Source organism: Actinomycetes bacterium, assembly GCA_035489715.1.
Classification (GTDB): Bacteria; Actinomycetota; Actinomycetes; order JACCUZ01; family JACCUZ01; genus DATHAP01.
The window spans coordinates 19,080-37,981 of sequence record DATHAP010000207.1; the positions used below are offsets into that span (position 1 = coordinate 19,080).

An 18,902-nucleotide genomic window follows, 5' to 3' on the forward strand; every position below is an offset into this window, starting at 1 on the left:
GCGGGAGTCTACAGGCCCCGGCTGGCACGAACCTGGACGTCGGCCACGCCGGCCCGTCGGTGCGGGCATCGGCGGCCAGCTGCCCCGGCTACACCCCTGAGCCGTCCTCCGGGGCCGGCTCGCCGAGGTCCGGTCCGAACAGGCCGGGCAGCTCGGCGAGGTTCCGGGGCGGGGCGACGCCGAGGTGCGCCCACGCAGCCGGGGTGGCCACCCGCCCCCGCGGGGTGCGGGCCAGCAGGCCGGCCCGCACGAGGAACGGCTCGGCCACCTCCTCGACGGTCTCGCGCTCCTCGCCCACCGCCACGGCCAGGGTCGACACGCCCACCGGCCCACCGCCGAAGTGCCCGACGAGGGCCTGCAGCACGGCCCGGTCCAGCCGGTCCAGACCCCGCTCGTCGACCTCGTAGACCAGCAGCGCCTCGCGCGCGACGTCGAGGGTGACGACGCCGTCGGCGCGCACCTGGGCGAAGTCGCGGACCCGGCGCAGCAGCCGGTTGGCGATCCGCGGCGTGCCGCGGGACCGACCGGCCACCTCGGACCCGCCGTCGGCGGTCAGGTGCACGCCGAGCAGCCCGGACGAACGCGCCAGGACCCGCTCGAGGTCGACCGCCTCGTAGAAGTCCATGTGGGCGGTGAACCCGAAGCGGTCGCGCAGCGGGCCGGGGAGCAGGCCGGCCCGGGTGGTGGCGCCGACCAACGTGAACGGCGGTATCTCGAGGGGGATCGCGGTGGCGCCCGGGCCCTTGCCCACGATGACGTCGACCCGGAAGTCCTCCATCGCGAGGTAGAGCATCTCCTCGGCCGGCCGCGACATCCGGTGGATCTCGTCGAGGAAGAGCACCTCGCCCTCGGCCAGGCTGGACAGGATCGCCGCGAGGTCTCCGGCGTGCTGGATGGCCGGGCCGCTGGTGATGCGCAACGGCTGCTCGAGCTCGGCGGCGACGATCATCGCCAGTGTCGTCTTCCCGAGGCCAGGTGGCCCGGACAGCAGGACGTGGTCGGGCACCCGGCCGCGGCCGCGGGCCGCCTCGAGCACCAGGCCGAGCTGCTCGCGCACCCGGCGCTGCCCGATGAACTCGTCCAGGGTGCGCGGTCGCAGCGCCGCCTCGACCTGGCGCTCGTCCTCGACGCCGGGCAGGTCGACGGTCAGGCCGGGGTCCACCAGCCGCTCGCCGCTCACGTGCGGCTCAGCGAGCGGAGGGCCACCTTGAGCAGCGCGGCCACGTCGGGCTGCTCACCGGCAGCGACGGCCTCGTCGGCCGTCGCTGCGGCGACGCCCACTCCCTCTTCGGCCTCGCGGGCCGACCAGCCGAGCCCGACCAGGGCACCGTGCAGCTGGTCGCGCCAGCCCCCCGCGACCACCGGCGCCCGCCCGGGCGACCCGCCACGGCGTACGGCACCGAGACGGTCCTTGAGCTCGAGCACGATGCGCTGGGCGCCCTTGCGCCCGATGCCGGGCACCTGGGTGAGGGTGGCGAGGTCCTCGGTCGCGACCGCCTGCCGCAGCGCGTCGGGGTCGTGCACGGCGAGCATCGCCTGGGCGAGGCGGGGGCCGACCCCGCTCGCGGTCTGCAGCAGCTCGAAGACGACCCGCTCGTCCTCGTCGGCGAAGCCGTAGAGCGTGAGCGAGTCCTCGCGCACCACCAGGGACGTGGGCAGGTGCGCGCTCTCGCCGATCCGCAGCCCGGCGATCGTCGTGGGCGTGCACGACACGCTGAGGCCGACCCCGCCCACCTCGACGACGGCTCCGTCGGGGGCCAGTGCGGCGACCCGGCCGGCCACGAACGCGATCACGCCCGCACCCCGGCGGCCAGCGCTGCCGCCGCGAGGCGGGAGTGGGCGGCGCCGCGCCAGACGTGGCAGATGGCCAGGCCGAGCGCATCGGCCGCGTCGGCCGGCCGTGGCGGCTCGGCGAGCCGCAGGATCTTCGTCACCATCGCTCCCACCTGCGCCTTGTCGGCGCGGCCGCTGCCGGTCACCGCCGCCTTCATCTCGCTGGGGGTGTGCAGCGCCACCGGCACGCCGGCCCGGGCAGCCGCGGTGATCGCCACCGCGCTGGCCTGGGCGGTGCCCATGACGGTGCGCACGTTGTGCTGGCTGAAGACCCGCTCGACCGCGACCGCGTCCGGCCGGTGCTCCGCCAGCCAGGCCTCGACCGCGCGCTCGATGGCGAGCAGCCGGGCGCCGATGTCGTCGCCGGGCGGGGTGCGCACGACGTCGACGGCGACCAGCTGAAGCGGCCGGCCGGCGCTGCCCTCGACCACACCGAGACCGCACCGGGTCAGCCCGGGGTCCACGCCGAGCACCCGCACCTGCTGCACCTCCACCCGTCCGAACATGTGTTCGGGACGAACGCTACCCGCGCCGCACCGTCCAGCCCGGCAGCGACGCGCCGACCGCACCAGCCACGAACGGTCGGTCCGCGCGTCAACGTGGGTTGACACTTCGCGGTGCGTCAACGTACGTTGACAGGCATGACGTCCGAGACCGAGGTGGCCGAGCTGGCGACCAGCCAGGACCCGGCCGTGGGCCTGCGTGCGGTGGCCGCCCTTCGGCGGCTGGCCGACCAGCTCGAGGCGCTGCAAGTGGGCAACGCCCGGGCGCAGGGCTGGTCGTGGGACGCCATCGGCGCCCTGCTCGGCGTCAGCAAGCAGGCGGTGCACAAGAAGCACGCGCGGACGGCGCGACTGGTCGGCCGGTCCCCGCGACGGGAGGACTGAGCGATGTTCGAGAGGTTCACGACCGACGCCCGCGCGGTCGTCGTGGCGGCTCAGGAGCTGGCCACGGCACGCGGCGACCGATGGGTCGGCACCGAGCACCTGCTGCTCGCGGTGGTGGACGACGACGGGGAGGTCGCCCATGCTCTGGCGTCGCTGGGCCTGACGGCCGAACGGGTCCGCGCCGGGCTCGACGCTCCCCCGCCGTCCGACGCCCTGAAGTACTTGGGCATCGACCTGGACGCGGTCCGCCGGCGGGCCGAGGAGGTCTTCGGTCCCGGGGCGCTCGACCTGCCCGTCACCGAGGCATCTCGCCGCTGGTGGCGGCGGGGCAGAGCAGCTTGTCTTACCGACGCCCGGGCGAGCACGGGTGGGGCGCGACCGAGGTTCTCGGCCGACGGCAAGAAGTCGCTGGAGCTCGCCCTGCGCGAGGCCATGCGGATGGACTCCCGCGAGATCAGGCTCGAGCACGTGGTGCTCGGCCTGCTGCGCGCCGACGGAGCGGCCACCCGGCTGGTCAACCGGCTCGGGATCGAGCCCGGCGACGTACGGCAGGCGGTCCTCGACCTGCGCCGGGCGGCCTGACCCGACCGCGCCGGGAGGCGTCAGCCGACGGCGGCCATGACGTCGTCGCTGACGTCGAAGTTGGCGTAGACGTTCTGCACGTCGTCGGAGTCCTCGAGGGCCTCGATCAGCCGGAACACCTTCTTGGCGCCGTCCTCGTCGAGCGGGACGCTGACCGACGGCAGGAAGGACGCCTCGGCCGAGTCGTAGTCGACGCCCGCGTCCTGCAGCGCGGTGCGCACGGCGACCAGGTCGGTCGCCTCGGACACCACCTCGAAGGCCTCGTCGAGGTCGTTGACCTCTTCGGCGCCGGCGTCGAGCACGGCAGCGAGCACGTCGTCCTCGGTCAGTCCGTCTGACTTGGGGACGATGACGACGCCCTTGCGGTTGAACAGGTACGAGACCGAGCCCGGGTCGGCCATGGATCCGCCGTTGCGGGTCATGGCGGTGCGGACCTCGGCGGCGGCCCGGTTGCGGTTGTCGGTGAGGCACTCGACCAGCACCGCGACGCCGTTGGGACCGTAGCCCTCGTAGGTGATCGTCTGGTACTCCGTGCCGCCGGCCTCGGCACCGGACCCGCGCTTGACCGCGCGGTCGATGTTGTCGTTGGGCACCGACGACTTCTTGGCCTTCTGGATGGCGTCGTAGAGCGTCGGGTTGCCGGCCGGGTCACCGCCGCCGGTGCGCGCGGCCACCTCGATGTTCTTGATCAGCTTGGCGAACATCTTGCCGCGGCGGGCGTCGATGACCGCCTTCTTGTGCTTGGTGGTGGCCCACTTGGAGTGGCCGCTCATCGGGAGTCCCTCACGATCGACACGAAGAGCTCGTGCACCCGTCCGTCGCCCGTGATCTCCGGGTGGAACGACGTGGCCAGCAGCGAGCCCTGGCGAACGGCGACGATCCTACCGTCGGCCGGTCCGCCCTCCACCCGCGCGAGCACCCGCACGTCGACCCCGACCTCCTCGACCCAGGGTGCCCGGATGAAGACCCCGTGCACCGGCCGGCCATCCAGCCCCTCCATCCGCACGTCCCCCTGGAAGGAGGCGACCTGCCGGCCGAACGCGTTGCGCCGGACCGTCATGTCGATGCCGCCGAGGGTCTCCTGGTCGGGCGGGCCGTCGAGCACCCGGTCGGCGAGCAGGATCATCCCGGCGCAGGAGCCGTAAGCCGGCAGTCCCTCGGACAGGGCCGTGCGCAGCGGGTCCCGTACGCCGAAGGCGCGCGCCAGCTTGTCCATCGTGGTGGACTCGCCGCCCGGCAGGACGATGCCGGCCAGCCCCTCGAGCTCCGCCGGGCGGCGGACCGGCCGGCCGGTCGCCCCCGCGCGGGCCAGCGCGGCCAGGTGCTCGCGCACGTCGCCCTGCAAGGCCAGCACGCCGATCGTCGGTTGCGTCATCGGGTCACCACGGGCGGGCTCTCGAGATCGTCTGCGACCTTCGGGCCGGTGACACGCCGTCGTCACGGCGTGTCGGGCAGCCGGATGTCGCGAGCGATCTCGGTCGCGGACCTCCGCGGTCCTACCAGCCGCGCTCGGCGAGGCGGTGCGGCGCCGGGACGTCCTCGACGTTGATGCCCACCATGGCCTCGCCGAGGCCGCGCGACACCTTGGCCAGCATGTCCGGGTCGTCGTAGAACGTCGTGGCCTTGACGATCGCCTCGGCGCGCTGCGCCGGGTTGCCCGACTTGAAGATGCCGGAGCCGACGAAGACGCCCTCGGCGCCCAGCTGCATCATCATCGCCGCGTCGGCCGGGGTGGCGATGCCGCCGGCGGTGAAGAGGACGACCGGCAGCTTGCCGGCGCGGGCGACCTCGACCACCAGGTCGTACGGCGCCTGGAGCTCCTTCGCCGCGACGTAGAGCTCGTCCTCCGACAGCGAGGTGAGCCGGCGGACCTGGCCGCCGATCTGGCGCATGTGGGTGGTGGCGTTGGAGACGTCGCCGGTGCCCGCCTCGCCCTTGGACCGGATCATCGCCGCGCCCTCGGTGATGCGCCGCAGCGCCTCGCCCAGGTTGGTCGCGCCGCAGACGAACGGCACCGTGAAGGCCCACTTGTCGATGTGGTTTGCGTAGTCGGCCGGGGTGAGCACCTCGGACTCGTCGACGTAGTCGACCCCGAGCGCCTGCAGCACCTGCGCCTCGACGAAGTGCCCGATCCGCGCCTTGGCCATGACCGGGATCGAGACCGCCGAGACGATGCCGTCGATCATGTCCGGGTCGCTCATCCGCGAGACGCCGCCCTGGGCCCTGATGTCGGCCGGGACCCGCTCGAGGGCCATCACGGCGACCGCGCCGGCGTCCTCCGCGATCTTGGCCTGCTCGGGGGTGACGACGTCCATGATCACGCCGCCCTTGAGCATCTCGGCCATGCCGCGCTTGACGCGTGCGGTGCCGGTGGGCTGGTCGTCGGAGCTGCTCGGCTCGACGGGGGTGCTGGACTCAGCGGGGGTGGACACGGAGGACCTCACGGGACGACGGATACAGCTGCTCCCCCATGGTAGGTCCTGCCGGCGGTCGGCAGAGACACGCCGGTCAGCGCACGTCGACCGGTCGGTCTCGGCCGAGCAGCGAGATCCAGACCTCGCCCGGCGCCAGGACGGCCTCCTCGCCGGCGATGGTCCAGGTCGTCGGCTGCCACGACTTGTCCCGCTCCCACGCGCCCTCGTAGACCTGGCCGTCGCGGAAGAACAGCGCCTTCCCCTTGCCGACGGTCTCGGTCAGCGGCGTGTTGGCGCCGTTGACGTCGTGGTAGACCGAGGGCCGTACGGTCGTGAACTGCACCACGAAGTTGGACGTGGTGAGGCGACCCCCTTCGGCGGCCTTCGCGGGCACGCCGTCCATGGACAGCTGCCACTCGCCCTTCTTCGGCGCCCACGTCCCGGTGACCCGTGCCATCGGGTAGTTCACCGTGAAGGTGGTGGCCTTCTTGCCGCCGGCCGGCGGGTCACCGAACGAGTAGCCCGGCGCCTTCAGCTCGCCGATCTTGCCGGCGCGCCGGCGCAGCCGGTCGAAACTGCCGATGACGTCGTAGGGCATCGGGCGGCTGCCGGCGCGCGTGTAGCCGGTGTGGTCCTGGTCGAAGGAGACCAGCTTGAGGTCGGCCGCCTGCAGGTTGTCGGCCAGCCGGTTCTGCGAGCCGGAGTAGATGAGCCCGACCGTGCCGTACTGCCGGAGCAGGTCGACGTCGGTGATGCGCGCGCTGCGGACCGGCCCGACGTACGTCGGGTAGCGGCTGGAGTAGATCGCCGCGATCCGGGTGACGCCGCCCTCGACCTGCTCGACGTAGACGACGTCGGCCTTGGAGAGCCCGGCCTGCGGGTGCGCCTTCGCGGTGTTGTCGACCTTGACGGCGTAGACCGGCCCGTTGGAAGCACCCATCCGGCCCGACAGCAGGGACGGCTCCGGTGGCGGCGGGGGGGTGCTCGACTCGGTGGCAGAGGGCGACGGGGAGGCCTTGGCCTTGGTCTGCGGCTCGGGGTCCGAGGAGCAGGCGGCCAGGGCGAGCCCGGCGGCCAGCAGGCCGGCGACGAGCATGCGGGAACGGTGGTGCAGCAGGGGGGATCTCACGTGGGACGACGGTACGCGTCCGACGTCACGGCACCAGCGGCGAGGGTCCCCGGCGGCGTGTCGCTGATCTCGAAGGTCTGCGGCCACGGCGCATGTCCGGCAAGCCGGAGATAACGGACCACCAGCTTGCGGCGCACCACCCGGGCCGAGCGGACCACGTCGTTGTGGAAGCGCCGGGCGAGCTGCACCCGAAGCCCGGCCGCGGCAAGCTCGGCCACCAGCTCGCGGCCGACCGGGTCGGCCCGGAGGTCGTCGACCAGCTCGGGGTCGGCGAAGGCGGCCCGGAGCGCCGCTGTGAGGTCGCTCTCCGCCTGCTCCCTGCCCTCGGCGTCGACCTCGCGGGCCTCGTGGGCGGCGTCGGCGAGGAGCAGCGAGGTGGCCGGGTCGAGCCGGCCCGAGGCGGCGAGCTGCTGAGCGACCGAGGACCGCCGGACCAGCTGGGCGTCCAGGGCGCTCCACGCGCCTTCGCTGCGGGCGTGCAGCCGGTCCAGGCGGGTGGCGCTGAACGTGAGGTACCACGCCACCAGCAGCACCAGAGCCCCGAGAAGGACGAGCTCGTACGCCGCACTGGACACCCGGCGAGGCTAGTGCGCGGCGCGGCTGGTGGGCTGCGCGGCTGCGCGGCTGCGACGGGCGACGGGCGACGGGCGACATCCTGCCTCAGACGTAGAACCACACCTCGCGGAACTCCGCGTCGACCATGAAGTGCGCGTGCGAGCCGGCCTCGATCCGCACCGCCCGGCCGGCGACCAGCTCCAGCGGGGCCTCGTCGTCGACCACCAGCCGCCCGGTGCCGGCCAGGACGTAGAGGACCTCGGTGTGCTCCAGGTCGACCTCGATCGGTCCGAGGCCGCTGCGCCCTGGCCGCCACATCCCCGCCTGCACCGCCGGCGTGTCCACCAGCATGGCCACCTGCCCACCGGTCTCCTCGTCGTGCTCCCACGCGTCCTCGTCGACCAGCCAGGTCGACACCGGACGTGCAGGCTCGAGCTCCTCGGTCATGGAGGACTCCGTTCTGCTCGCTGGTCGGTGGAGCCTGGGCAGCGCCGGTGGGCCGAGCTACTCGCGGTCGAGGGCACCCCCGGGAGCATCGACGACTCGACGCCACCGGTCACGCCAGGGCCGTACGTCTGCCTCGCCCACCGCGTCAGCGCCGGCGGCGACAGTCTCGTAGACGGCGAGCAGCTGGTCGACCACCGTGGACCAGTCGAAGCGGCGCACCCAGCCGGTCGCCGCCGCCTGCAGCCGGTCGCGTCGATCCGAGTCGCCCAGGAGCGCAACGACCGCATCGGCCAGCGCGGGCACGTCCCCGGTCGGGAAGAGCTCGCCGACCCGGCCGTCGTCCAGCACCCGCCGGAAGGCGTCGATGTCCGAGGCGAGCACCGGCGCACCGGCCGACATGGCCTCGACGAGGATGATCCCGAAGCTCTCCCCGCCGAGGTTGGGTGCCACGTAGAGGTCGACGCTGGCAAGCAGCCGCGCCTTGTCCGCCTCGCTGACGACGCCGAGGAAGGTGACGGCGTCGCGGACACTCGCCGGCAGGTCCTCGACCGCCTCGTCGGCGTCGCCGCGGCCGGCCACCAGCAGCCGCACACCTGGCCGGCGTGCCAGGACCGACTTCATCGCGGCGAGCAGCGTCGGCAGACCCTTGCGCGCCTCGTCGAGCCGGCCGATGAACCCCACCGTCCCGCCCTCTCCCTGCCGGGCCGGGTCCGGCCGCGCGCCGGCGAAGCGGTCGACGAACACGCCGTTCGGGATGAGCACCGCGTCACCGCCCAGGTGCTCGACGACCGTCCGCCGGGCGTCCTCCGACACGGCGACCCGGGCGCCGATCTTCTCCAGTGCCGGCTCGAGCAGCGGCGAGGCGGCGAGCATCGCGCGCGAGCGCAGGTTGGACGTGTGGAAGGTCGCAACGATCGGCCCGGTCGCGGCCCAACAGGCGAGCAGCGACAGCGACGGGGTGGCCGGCTCGTGGATGTGCAGGAGGTCGAACTGCCCGTCGCGGACCCAGCGCCGCACCCGGGCGGCCGAGATCGGTCCGATGTTCACCCGGGCGACCGACCCGTTGTACCGAACCGGGACGGCCCGACCGGCCGGGACGACGTACGGCGGGAGCGGGGTGTCGTCGTCGGCCGGCGCCAGCACCGACACCTCGTGGCCGCGCTCCCGGAGCACCTCGCTGAGGTCGCGGACGTGGAACTGCACCCCGCCGGGCACGTCCCACGAGTAGGGGCACACGATGCCGACGCGCATCAGCCCCTCACCGGCGTGGGGGGGAGACGTGGGCGAGGTCGGCCAGCCACAGCGGCTGGAGCATGTGCCAGTGCTCGGGGTGCGCGCGGATCGCGTCGCCGAACACGTCGGCGACCTCCTGCGTCATGCGGGTGACCTTCTCACGCGTGGTGCCGGTCGCCGGGGCGCCGACCGGGTCGTGGAACCGGATCACCAGCCGGTCGCCCGCCCGACCTGTCGCACCGGGCACCGGCTCGTGCCAGATGCTCACCGGGTGCAGGGCGGCACCGGTCCGCAGCGCGAGCATCGCCGGCCCGGGCGGCATCCGGGTCGGCTCGCCGAGCAGGTCGACCTCGATGCCCGAGGCCCGCAGGTCGCGGTCGGCGAGCAGGGGGACCAGGCGGCCGCCGCGCAGCCGGGTCGAGAGCGAGTCGAGCAGGTCGCCGTCCCCGCCGGTGAGCGGCAGGATCTCCATGCCGAGCCCCTGGCGGTAGGCCAGGAAGCGTGCGTAGAGCCGCTCGGGGCGCAGCCGCTCCGCGACGGTGACGACGGGCACCCCGGTGAGGGTCGCCCACGCGCCGGCGTGGTCCCAGTTGCCCATGTGCATGAGCGCCGCGACCAGCCCCCGGGCGCCCTTCCCGGTGCTGGCGCGCAGGTGGTGCTCCCCCTCGACCCGCACCCGCGACACCACCCGCTCGGCAGGCCAGTCCGGCAGCCGGAACGCGTCGCACCAGTAGCGGAGGTAGCTCCGCAGCCCGTCGCGGGTCAGCGCGGCAAGCTCGGCGTCCGTCGCGTCCGGGCGGGCACGTCGCAGGTTGGTCCGCAGCCGTTGCGCCGGCGGGCCGTCCCGGCGCGCCATCAGGTCCGCGACCAACCGGAAGAGTCCGTACGCCGCCCGCTCGGGCATCCGGCGCACCAGCCACCACCCGGTGGCGTAGAGCCGGTAGGTCACCCCCTCGACGAGAGCGGCCCGCACGTCAGGGGGTCTCGGCGAGCGCCTGACGACGTACTGCCAGCGCACGCTGCACGATCGTCACCGTGCTGCCCACCGCGACGTACCAGAGCGCGAGCGCCTGGACGTACGGGACGCCGAGGCCCTCGAGCCCGGTCGCGACCAGGACCACGACGAGCCGGTCGGCCCGCTCGGTGATGCCGACGGCGGCTGTCATGCCGAGCCCCTCGGCCCGGGCTCTCGCGTAGGACACGACCGCCCCGGCCGCCAGCCCGTAGATCGCGAGGGAGCACAGCAGGAGGTCGTCGCCGTCGCCGGCGTACCAGAGCGCGATGCCGCCGAAGACCGCCGCGTCGCCCACCCGGTCGAGCGTCGAGTCCAGCCAGGCGCCCCACCGGCTGGACCGGTCGGACATCCGGGCCATCGTCCCGTCGATCAGGTCGGAGAAGACGAAGCAGGTGATCACCACCGTGCCCCAGAAGAATTCGCCCTGTGGGTAGAAGCCGAGCGCCGCCCCGGCCACGCCGAGCGTCCCGATGAACGTGACGACGTCGGGGCTCACACCACGACGGACGAGGAACGCGGCGATGGGCCGGAAGATGCGCGTGAACAGGGCACGCGCGAAGCGGTTCAGCATGGTGGGCGGATGCTACCGACCCGGGCCCATCACTCCGTGAGCCCAGTGTCAGCCGAGCAGGTCCCGGAGCTGCCAGGCGACACCGGCCAGGGCGGAGAGGCCGACCAGGGCGAGGTAGCCGAGCACCAGCCGGGTGTCGCGCAGCAGGCACTTGCTGCGGGTGAGCCCGGCCCCCCGGGCCCGGACGTAGCCGGTGAAGCCGAGCGCCGCGAAAGCGACGACCACGGCCGGACCGATCAGCCAGGTGAGCAGCGCGACGGTGGTGAACACGCACAGCCGCAACGGGTCGTACGTCGCCGCGGCACTCCCGTCGGCCTGCTGGGTGGTGGTCACGTGATCACCTCGAACGGCAGCGACCGGCGACCGGCGGCCACCGACATCCGCTGCGCCGACAGCTGGGGCCAGGCCTGCACGGCGCAGAACGGCGCGCACTGGTCCTGCCGCTCCGACCGGGTGCCGACGTGGACGCAGCACTGGGTCAGCCGCTCCTCGATCATCGTCGAGACGTCCATGAAGGGCTTGACCGTCACCCGCACCACCCGCTCCCCCAGCATCCGGCGCAGCGCCTTCGACCGGCCGGGCAGCGCGAGCCGCAGCAGCGAGGCGACGCCGAGGTCGCACTGCTCGCAGAGGTCACGCCACAGGTCGGCGACCCGAGGGTGCGACAGCGACGACTGCTCGGACAGCAGGCCCAGCAGCGACTCCTTCACCGCCGAGCGGACCTGGCGCGGGATGTCCCGGTCGGCGATCCTGTTGCTGACCAGGTCGAGGTGCTCCATCAGCCGGTCTTCGCCGACCAGGGACACCAGTGACCGCCACTTCCCCGCGTCGTCGCGGATCAGGTAGCCGACGCTGCAGCAGTGCGGGTGCGAGCACGGCAGAGCCGTGAGGTCGCGCCAGGTGACCCGGCCACCGGTCTGCGGCCCCAGCCGGGCCAGCACACCGGTGTGGGTCAGCCGGTCCATCGGGTCGATGGCGCCGGACCGGCCCGACCCGAACTGCGGCTGGATCGACACCCCGCCGACGTAGGGCGTGTCCAGCGCGACCTGGAGCACCTCGCCGATCTCCCCGTCGTTGACGCCGAGGGCGGCCGTCATGGTCAGCGTCGTGAAGATCTGCCGGTCCGACAGGGCGTGCAGCGCGTCGGCCTTGATCCGGCGCAGGTCCGCGCCGCGGTGGTGCCGGTGCGCCTCCGCGCTGACCCCGTCGTACTGCAGGTAGACCTCGACCCGCTCGCGGTGGCGCGCCAGCAGGTCCCCGAGCCCCCGGTCGCGGGCCAGCCGCAGACCGTTGGTGTTGAGGAGCACCCGCACGACGTTGCGCCGGGCCACCTCGTCGAGCAGCCGCTCAAGCTCGGGGTGCAGCGTCGGCTCGCCGCCGCTGAGCATCAGCACGTCGAGGCGGCCGTTCTCGCGCGCGATGCGCTGGTCGAGGTTGGCCAGCACATCCTCGACCGGGACGACGCCGGACAGGTCCGGGGCCGAGTCGGCGAAGCACGTGGGGCAGCGCAGGTTGCAGGTCTCGACGACGTCCTCGAGCAGGATGCAGGTGTGCTGGGTCTGCATCTCGCCCAGCCCGTCGAGGTAGCCGCCGGGCAGCGGCGCGAACGACCCCGGCGTGTCCGGCTGGTGCGCCTTGGTGGGTGCCGTCCAGCGCTCCAGCCAGGTCAGGATCTCGGGGTCCTCGTCGTAGAGGGTGCGGACCAGCCCGTGCTCGGGGCAGCCGCGCTCGAGCCACACCCGCCCGGCGCGCTCGGCCAGCCAGCCGGACAGCCGCGCCACCTCGGTGAGCGGCCGCTCCGGGTGCTCCTCGTGGCAGCGCGGGCAGTAGGCGTTGACGTAGCGGCGCACCCGGTCGCCGCGCAGCGGCATGCCGGTCGCCGGGGGCAGGGCGGTGTCCTGGTCAGCCACCGCTGTACCCCGCGATCAGGGCGATGCACAGTCCGCCGGCCAGCAGGAGCAGCAGCCCCCAGCCGATGACCAGGCCGAGCCCGAAGCCCCGCCGCTGCGGCGAGCCCGGCGTGCTGGCGAGCACGATGCCCAGCACCAGCGCCGCCAGGACCGTCACCGGCACGAGCAGCCCGAAGGCGATGCCGAGCGGTCCGGCGACCGACGCGACCAGCCCGAGCAGGATCGGCACGGCGACCGTGCCGACCACGCCGACGACCGCACCGAGGACGACGGAACCGGTGGCGAAGCGGCGCGGCGGTCGCTGCGCCCAGGGCGGCTCGGTCACGCCACGGCCTCCTGGTGCCGAGGCTCCTGTGGCTCCCGGGGAGCGAGGCGGATCCGGGTGCACCGGGCCAGCAGCAGGGGCAGCGCGAGCAGCACCACCCACTGCGACCCGGTCAGACCGACGGCGAGCACGTCGTTCGTGCGCGTCGTCTCGACCCAGAGCCGGAAGAGGGCGTACGCCGTCAGGTAGCCCACCAGCAGGTCCGCGGGGTCGGCCAGCCGGTCCCGCAGCGCCAGCAGCACGACCAGGGCCGTCGCGTGGAAGGCGATCTCGTAGAGGAAGGACGGATGAGCCCCGCGCAGCGCCCACGGCAGGTCGGTCGGCTGCCCGACCGGCTCGGTGAGGAAGCAGCCGACGCGCCCGACCGCGAGCCCCAGGGCGACCGCCGGTGCGAAGAGCGCGCCGGTCCGGTGCGGGTAGCCCGCGAGGCGCTTGCCGACCAGCGCGCCGACGTACGCCCCGCAGAGCCCGCCGAGCACGCTCTTGGCGCCCGTCTCCCACGCCTGCACGAGCAGCGAGGCGTCACCGGCCTGCACCAGCCGGACCAGGCCGGCGGCGCGCATCCCCAGGGCTCCGCCGACGACGACGCCGGCGACCACCACGAGCAGCCGCTCGTCCGCCGCGCCGCGCCGCCGGACCTCCAGCGCCAGCACGGCCGCGCCGGCCGCGATGCCGGCTGCCACGCACAGCCCGTGCACCAGGGCGGCGTGCTCCTGGACGAGGACGGGCGCCATGGTCGCTCACGCTAGGCCCGTCGGGCCCTTGTGCGACGGCGGCTCGCGGGTGAAGGCTGCAAGGCGTTCGGGTGCGCCCGCGACGCGGCGCACGGAGTCGACGACGACGTCGCGGAGGCGGTCGAGATGGTCCAGACGAGCAATGCCGGAGCCGCCGGAGCTGCACCGACGGCCGACCAGCCAGGGTCCGTGCGCAACGTCGTGCTGGTCGGCCACTCCGGAGCCGGGAAGACGTCTCTGGTCGAGGCGCTCCTCGTGGCCACCGGGACCATCCCCCGCGCCGGACGGGTGGAGGAGGGCACCACCGTCGGCGACTTCGACGAGGCCGAGCAGCGACAGCAGCGCTCGGTCTCGCTCTCGTTGGCGCCGGTGGTGCACGCAGACGTCAAGGTCAACCTGCTCGACACCCCGGGCTACGCCGACTTCGTCGGCGACCTGCGGGCCGGGCTGCGCGCCGCCGACGCGGCACTGTTCGTGGTCAGCGCGGTCGACGGGGTCGACGGCGCGACGCAGATGCTGTGGGAGGAGTGCGCCGCCGTCGGGATGCCGCGCGCGGTGGTGGTCACCAAGCTGGACAAGGACCGGGCGGACTTCGACGAGGCGGTCGCGATCTGCCAGCGCGTCTTCGGCGACGGCGTGCTGCCGCTCTACCTGCCGATGGCCGCCGACGACGGCTCACCCGGCGGGGTGATCGGCCTGCTGTCCCAGTCCGTGTCCGACTACTCGGGCGGCAGCCGGGTCGAGCGCGAGCCCGACCCCGAACACCTGCCGCTCATCGAGACCGCGCGCAGCGCACTGATCGAGGGCATCATCGCCGAGTCCGAGGACGAGTCGCTGATGGACCGCTACCTCGGTGGTGAGGACATCGACCTCAAGGTGCTCGTGGACGATCTCGAGACCGCCGTCGCCCGCGGGTCCTTCTATCCGGTGCTCGCCACGGCCGCCCCGACCGGGCTCGGCATGACCGAGGTCCTCGAGGTGATGACCCAGGCGTTCCCGTCGCCGCTGGAGCACGAGGTGCCGCCGGTGTCGACGCCCGAGGGCGCGCCCCGCGGCCCGCTGTCCTGCGACCCGGCCGGCCCGCTGGTGGCCGAGGTCGTCAAGACGACGACCGACCCGTACGTCGGCCGGATCTCCCTCGTCCGCGTCTTCTCCGGGACCCTCTCCCCCGACACGACCGTGCACGTGTCCGGGCACTTCTCCGACTTCTTCGGCACCGACCGAGGCCACCAGGACCACGACGTCGACGAGAAGGTCGGGGCGATCACGTCGCCGCTCGGCAAGACCCAGCGGCCGGTGCCCAAGGCGATCGCCGGCGACATCTGCGCGGTCGCCAAGCTGACCCGGGCCGAGACCGGAGACACGCTGTCCAGCAAGGACGACCCGCTGCTGATGGAGCCGTGGGTCATGCCCGACCCGTTGCTGCCGGTCGCGGTCGTCGCCAGGTCGAAGGCCGACGAGGACAAGTTGTCGCAGGGCCTCGGGCGGCTGGTGGCCGAGGACCCGACGCTGCGGCTGGAGAACAACCCCGAGACCCACCAGCTCGTGCTGTGGTGCATGGGCGAGGCGCACCTCGACGTCCTGCTCGACCGGCTCAAGAACCGCTACGGCGTCGAGGTCGAGACGGTGGCGCTGCGGGTGCAGCTGCGCGAGACCTTCGCCGGCAAGGCCACCGCCAAGGGCCGCCACGTCAAGCAGTCCGGCGGCCACGGCCAGTACGCCATCTGCGACATCGAGGTGGAGCCGCTCGAGTCCGGCCAGGGGTTCGAGTTCGTCGACAAGGTGGTCGGCGGCGCGGTGCCGCGGCAGTTCATCCCCTCGGTGGAGAAGGGCGTGCGCACCCAGATGGAGCGCGGCGTCGCGGCCGGCTACCCGGTCGTCGACATCCGGGTCACGCTGATCGACGGCAAGGCGCACTCGGTGGACTCCTCCGACATGGCCTTCCAGACCGCCGGCGCGATCGCGCTGAAGGAAGCCGCCCGGGCCACCCGGATCCACATGCTCGAGCCGGTCGACGAGCTGCAGGTGCTGGTCTCCGACGAGTACGTCGGCGCCGTCATGAGCGACCTGTCCACCCGCCGCGGCCGGGTGACCGGCACCGAGTCGGTCGGTAGCGGCCGGTCGATGGTGCGGGCCGACGTGCCTCAGGTCGAGATCACCCGCTACGCGATCGACCTGCGTTCCCTCTCGCACGGCACCGGCACGTTCGCCCGGACCTACCTGCGGCACGAGCCGATGCCGACCCAGCTCGCGCAGAAGCTCCAGGAGGAGAACGCCGACCACTAGAGCGCGGGGCGGGCAGCGGCGCGCGCGGGCTCAGCGGGCGCCGGGGCGGTCCTCGGGGAGGCGGGCCAGTGCGGGCGTGCTGCCCGGGAGGCGGTGCCGCAGCAGGGTCGCCACCCGGTAGGCCGCCTCGGCGAGCCACGAGACCGGCGGCGCGAGCAGCACCCTGCCCAGCACGGCGACCGCGCCGCCGGACAGCACGAGCAGCCGGCCCACGGCACCCGCACCGTGCGAGATCCGCCCGGAGGCCTCGACGAGGTGCAGGGTGCGCTCAGCCTCGGCGATGCTGAGGCCGTACGTCGTCGGGTCGACGGCCTGGTAGGGCTGCCAGTCGGTGTCCCGGCCACGCGGGAGCCGGTCGACCGCGAGCTCCACGCCGCGGGTGCAGAAGCCGCAGGTGCCGTCGTAGAGGACCGTGGTGCGTCTGTCGGTCGAGGTCACCGGGCGACCCTAGCGACCGGTGCGCTCGATCGCTGGCCGGGCGACCTGACGCCGGGCGGGTCAGCCCCTCGGCCAGGCGGCGGCCACGAGGTCACGCGTCTCGGCGAGCAGGGCCGGGATCACCTTGGTGCCGGCCAGCACGGTGATGAAGTTCGCGTCGCCGCCCCACCGCGGCACGACGTGCTGGTGCAGGTGGTCGGCCAACGACCCACCCGCGACGCGGCCGAGGTTGAGCCCGACGTTGAACCCGTGCGGCGAGGAGGCCGCGCGCACGGCGTCCACCGCCTTGCGTGTGAAGACGGCCAGCTCGAGCGACTCCTGCTCGGTGAGCTCGTCGAGCCCGGCCAGGTGCCGGAAGGGCACCACCATGAGGTGGCCCGGGTTGTAGGGGTGCAGGTTCAGCACGGCGTAGACCGTCTCGCCGCGCGCCAGCACCAGGCCTTCCCGGTCGTCGAGCGTCGGGATCCGGCAGAACGGGCAGCCGCCGTCGTCGGTGCGGCCGGTGCCGTCCTCGCCCGTGACGTAGGCCAGCCGGTGCGGCGCCCACAGCCGCTGCAGCCGGTCCGGCTCCCCGACGCCCTCGATCGGACCGACCTGGGGACGTACGCCCTCCCGGTCGGCGCCGCTCACGCGGCCCTCATACCTGGACCCGGTCGGCGACCGCCTTCGCGATCTCCTCGACGGCGTCGTCCACCGGCACGCCGTTCTTCTGGTCGCCGCTGCGGTAGCGGAACGACACGGCGCCCTTGGCGACGTCCTCGTCTCCGGCGAGCAGCATGTAGGGCACCTTCTGCTTCTGCGCTGTGCGGATCTTCTTCTGCATCCGGTCGTCGGAGGTGTCGACCTCGACCCGGATGCCGCGGGCGCGCAGCTTCGCCGCCACGTCGTGCAGGTAGGGCACGTGCTCGTCGGTGATCGGGATGCCGACCACCTGCACCGGCGCCAGCCAGGGCGGGAACGCGCCGGCGTAGTGCTCGACCAGCACGCCCAGGAACCGCTCGATCGAGCCGAACTTCGCCGAGTGGATCATCACCGGCTGCTGGCGCGAGCCGTCGGCAGCCTGGTACTCGAGCTCGAAGCGCGCCGGCTGGTTGAAGTCGTACTGCACCGTCGACATCTGCCAGGTGCGGCCGATCGCGTCCCGCGCCTGCACCGAGATCTTCGGTCCGTAGTACGCCGCGCCACCCGGGTCCGGGACGAGCTCGAGCCCGGTGTCGGTCGCCGCGTCCTCCAGGACCTTGGTGGCCACCTCCCACTGCTCGTCGGTGCCGATGAACTTGTCCGAGTCGGCGTCGCGGGTTGACAGCTCGAGGTAGAAGTCGTCGAGGCCGAAGTCCTTGAGCAGCCCCAGCAGGAAGCTGAGAAGGTGCTTGATCTCGTCGGACGCCTGCTCGGCGGTGACGTAGGAGTGCGAGTCGTCCATCGTCAGTCCGCGCACCCGGGTGAGCCCGTGCACGACGCCCGACTTCTCGTGCCGGTAGACGGCACCGAGCTCGAAGAGCCGCAACGGCAGCTCGCGGTAGGACCGCCCGCGTGACCGGTAGATCAGGTTGTGCATCGGGCAGTTCATCGCCTTGAGGTAGTAGGCGCCGCCATCGACGTCCATGGGCGGGAACATGCCGTCGGCGTAGTAGGGCAGGTGCCCGGAGGTGTGGAAGAGCCCCTCCTTGCTGATGTGCGGGGTCGCCACGAAGAGGAAGCCCTCCTCCTCGTGCCGCCGCCGCACGTAGTCCTCCATGACCCGGCGGATCACGCCACCCTTGGGGTGGAAGACCGCCATGCCCGACCCGATCTCGTCCGGGAAGGAGTAGAGGTCGAGCTCGGCACCGAGCTTGCGGTGGTCGCGCTTCTCGGCCTCGGCGAGCCGCGCGAGGTAGGCCTTCAGCGCGTCCCGCGACTCCCACGCGGTGCCGTAGAGCCGCTGCAGCTGCTTGTTCTTCTCGCTGCCGCGCCAGTAGGCGGCGGCGCTGCGCATCAGCTTGAACGCCGGGATGTGCCTAGTGCTCGGCACGTGCGGACCGCGGCACAGGTCCTTCCACGTCAGCTCGCCGTCACGACGGTGGTTGTCGTAGATCGTGAGCTCGCCGCCACCCACCTCGGCGTCCGCGCCGTCCGCCGCGCTCGCGGCGCCCGGGCCCTTGAGCCCGATCAGCTCCAGCTTGTAGGGCTCGCCGGCCAGCTCGGTGCGCGCCTCGTCGTCACTGACCACCCGGCGCGAGAAGGTCTGGCCCTCCTTGACGATCCGCTGCATCTCCTTGTCGATGCGACCGAGGTCCTCGGGGGTGAACGGTTCGACGTCGAAGTCGTAGTAGAAGCCGTTGTCGATCGGCGGTCCGATGCCGAGCTTGGCATCGGGGTAGAGCTGCTGGACCGCCTGCGCCATCACGTGCGCCGTCGAGTGGCGCAGGACGGCCAGCCCTTCGGGGCTGTCGATGGCCACCGGCTCGACGACGTCACCCGCCTCGACGACGTACGCCAGGTCCTTGAGCTCCCCGCGGACGCGAGCGGCTACGACCGACCGGTCCTCCTCCCCCAGGACCTGC

The 18,902-nt window shown here is 73.2% G+C and carries 22 protein-coding genes; 3 read left to right on the forward strand and 19 right to left on the reverse strand.

Going from position 1 to position 18,902, the window contains the following annotated elements:
- Positions 1 to 88: 88 nt before the first annotated feature.
- From ruvB to ruvC, 3 genes are read right to left on the reverse strand one after another with little or no spacing between them, the layout of a single operon-like run.
- Positions 89 to 1,180 (reverse strand): Holliday junction branch migration DNA helicase RuvB, encoded by a 1,092-nt coding sequence (ruvB, locus tag VK640_16640; GenBank protein ID HTE74806.1) that lies wholly within the window; start codon positions 1,178 to 1,180, stop codon positions 89 to 91.
- Positions 1,177 to 1,794 (reverse strand): Holliday junction branch migration protein RuvA, encoded by a 618-nt coding sequence (gene ruvA / locus VK640_16645; GenBank protein HTE74807.1) that lies wholly within the window; start codon positions 1,792 to 1,794, stop codon positions 1,177 to 1,179. Before ruvA ends, ruvB begins: the two co-directional genes overlap by 4 nt.
- Entirely contained in the window at positions 1,791 to 2,312 is a 522-nt protein-coding gene (gene ruvC, locus VK640_16650) for a crossover junction endodeoxyribonuclease RuvC (protein HTE74808.1), read from the reverse strand. The genes ruvA and ruvC overlap by 4 nt, the downstream gene beginning before the upstream one ends.
- Before the next feature lie 162 nt (positions 2,313 to 2,474).
- Here ruvC and VK640_16655 point away from each other — a divergent pair, with 162 nt between their 5' ends.
- Positions 2,475 to 2,720, forward strand: coding sequence for a helix-turn-helix domain-containing protein (locus VK640_16655; GenBank protein ID HTE74809.1), 246 nt, complete (start codon positions 2,475 to 2,477; stop codon positions 2,718 to 2,720).
- 3 nt (positions 2,721 to 2,723) lie between these two features.
- Positions 2,724 to 3,302 (forward strand): Clp protease N-terminal domain-containing protein, encoded by a 579-nt coding sequence (locus tag VK640_16660; protein ID HTE74810.1) that lies wholly within the window; start codon positions 2,724 to 2,726, stop codon positions 3,300 to 3,302.
- Positions 3,303 to 3,322: 20 nt separating this feature from the next.
- On the opposite strand, the gene VK640_16665 is transcribed toward VK640_16660, so the two are convergent.
- The 13 genes from VK640_16665 to VK640_16725 form a co-directional block, all read right to left on the reverse strand.
- Positions 3,323 to 4,075, reverse strand: coding sequence for a YebC/PmpR family DNA-binding transcriptional regulator (locus VK640_16665; GenBank protein ID HTE74811.1), 753 nt, complete (start codon positions 4,073 to 4,075; stop codon positions 3,323 to 3,325).
- A complete protein-coding gene (gene pdxT, locus VK640_16670; GenBank protein ID HTE74812.1) occupies positions 4,072 to 4,677 on the reverse strand; it encodes a pyridoxal 5'-phosphate synthase glutaminase subunit PdxT in 606 nt (201 codons plus the stop codon). Before pdxT ends, VK640_16665 begins: the two co-directional genes overlap by 4 nt.
- A 121-nt stretch (positions 4,678 to 4,798) precedes the next feature.
- Entirely contained in the window at positions 4,799 to 5,647 is an 849-nt protein-coding gene (pdxS, locus tag VK640_16675; protein HTE74813.1) for a pyridoxal 5'-phosphate synthase lyase subunit PdxS, read from the reverse strand.
- 163 nt (positions 5,648 to 5,810) lie between these two features.
- Entirely contained in the window at positions 5,811 to 6,845 is a 1,035-nt protein-coding gene (locus tag VK640_16680) for a DUF3048 domain-containing protein (protein HTE74814.1), read from the reverse strand.
- On the reverse strand, positions 6,842 to 7,420 hold the full coding sequence (locus tag VK640_16685; GenBank protein HTE74815.1) for a hypothetical protein: 579 nt from the start codon (positions 7,418 to 7,420) through the stop codon (positions 6,842 to 6,844). The genes VK640_16680 and VK640_16685 overlap by 4 nt, the downstream gene beginning before the upstream one ends.
- A gap of 85 nt (positions 7,421 to 7,505) precedes the next feature.
- Positions 7,506 to 7,847 carry a hypothetical protein gene (locus VK640_16690; protein HTE74816.1) on the reverse strand — a complete coding sequence of 114 codons (342 nt, stop codon included), beginning with the start codon at positions 7,845 to 7,847 and terminating at the stop codon, positions 7,506 to 7,508.
- 57 nt (positions 7,848 to 7,904) lie between these two features.
- Entirely contained in the window at positions 7,905 to 9,098 is a 1,194-nt protein-coding gene (locus VK640_16695; GenBank protein ID HTE74817.1) for a glycosyltransferase family 4 protein, read from the reverse strand.
- 7 nt (positions 9,099 to 9,105) lie between these two features.
- Positions 9,106 to 10,053 carry a phosphatidylinositol mannoside acyltransferase gene (locus VK640_16700; GenBank protein HTE74818.1) on the reverse strand — a complete coding sequence of 316 codons (948 nt, stop codon included), beginning with the start codon at positions 10,051 to 10,053 and terminating at the stop codon, positions 9,106 to 9,108.
- 1 nt (position 10,054) lies between these two features.
- A complete protein-coding gene (locus tag VK640_16705; protein HTE74819.1) occupies positions 10,055 to 10,666 on the reverse strand; it encodes a CDP-alcohol phosphatidyltransferase family protein in 612 nt (203 codons plus the stop codon).
- A 48-nt stretch (positions 10,667 to 10,714) separates the two neighbouring features.
- A complete protein-coding gene (locus VK640_16710; GenBank protein HTE74820.1) occupies positions 10,715 to 10,999 on the reverse strand; it encodes a hypothetical protein in 285 nt (94 codons plus the stop codon).
- Positions 10,996 to 12,537: a radical SAM protein gene (locus tag VK640_16715; protein ID HTE74821.1), complete on the reverse strand. Its 1,542-nt coding sequence runs from the start codon at positions 12,535 to 12,537 to the stop codon at positions 10,996 to 10,998. The genes VK640_16710 and VK640_16715 overlap by 4 nt, the downstream gene beginning before the upstream one ends.
- A gap of 31 nt (positions 12,538 to 12,568) precedes the next feature.
- On the reverse strand, positions 12,569 to 12,901 hold the full coding sequence (locus VK640_16720) for a hypothetical protein (GenBank protein HTE74822.1): 333 nt from the start codon (positions 12,899 to 12,901) through the stop codon (positions 12,569 to 12,571).
- Positions 12,898 to 13,635, reverse strand: coding sequence for a prolipoprotein diacylglyceryl transferase family protein (locus VK640_16725; protein ID HTE74823.1), 738 nt, complete (start codon positions 13,633 to 13,635; stop codon positions 12,898 to 12,900). The genes VK640_16720 and VK640_16725 overlap by 4 nt, the downstream gene beginning before the upstream one ends.
- Before the next feature lie 126 nt (positions 13,636 to 13,761).
- On the opposite strand from VK640_16725, the gene VK640_16730 reads away from it, so the two are divergent.
- Complete coding sequence (locus VK640_16730; protein ID HTE74824.1) at positions 13,762 to 15,921, forward strand: elongation factor G-like protein EF-G2; 2,160 nt, start codon at positions 13,762 to 13,764, stop codon at positions 15,919 to 15,921.
- A 30-nt stretch (positions 15,922 to 15,951) separates the two neighbouring features.
- Here the strand turns inward: VK640_16730 and VK640_16735 are convergent, their stop codons facing one another.
- The 3 genes from VK640_16735 to thrS all read right to left on the reverse strand — a co-directional run.
- On the reverse strand, positions 15,952 to 16,359 hold the full coding sequence (locus VK640_16735; protein HTE74825.1) for a DUF393 domain-containing protein: 408 nt from the start codon (positions 16,357 to 16,359) through the stop codon (positions 15,952 to 15,954).
- Positions 16,360 to 16,419: 60 nt separating this feature from the next.
- Positions 16,420 to 16,989, reverse strand: coding sequence for an HIT domain-containing protein (locus tag VK640_16740; GenBank protein ID HTE74826.1), 570 nt, complete (start codon positions 16,987 to 16,989; stop codon positions 16,420 to 16,422).
- 7 nt (positions 16,990 to 16,996) lie between these two features.
- On the reverse strand, positions 16,997 to 18,902 hold a 1,906-nt coding region (thrS, locus tag VK640_16745; GenBank protein HTE74827.1), incomplete at its 5' end, for a threonine--tRNA ligase.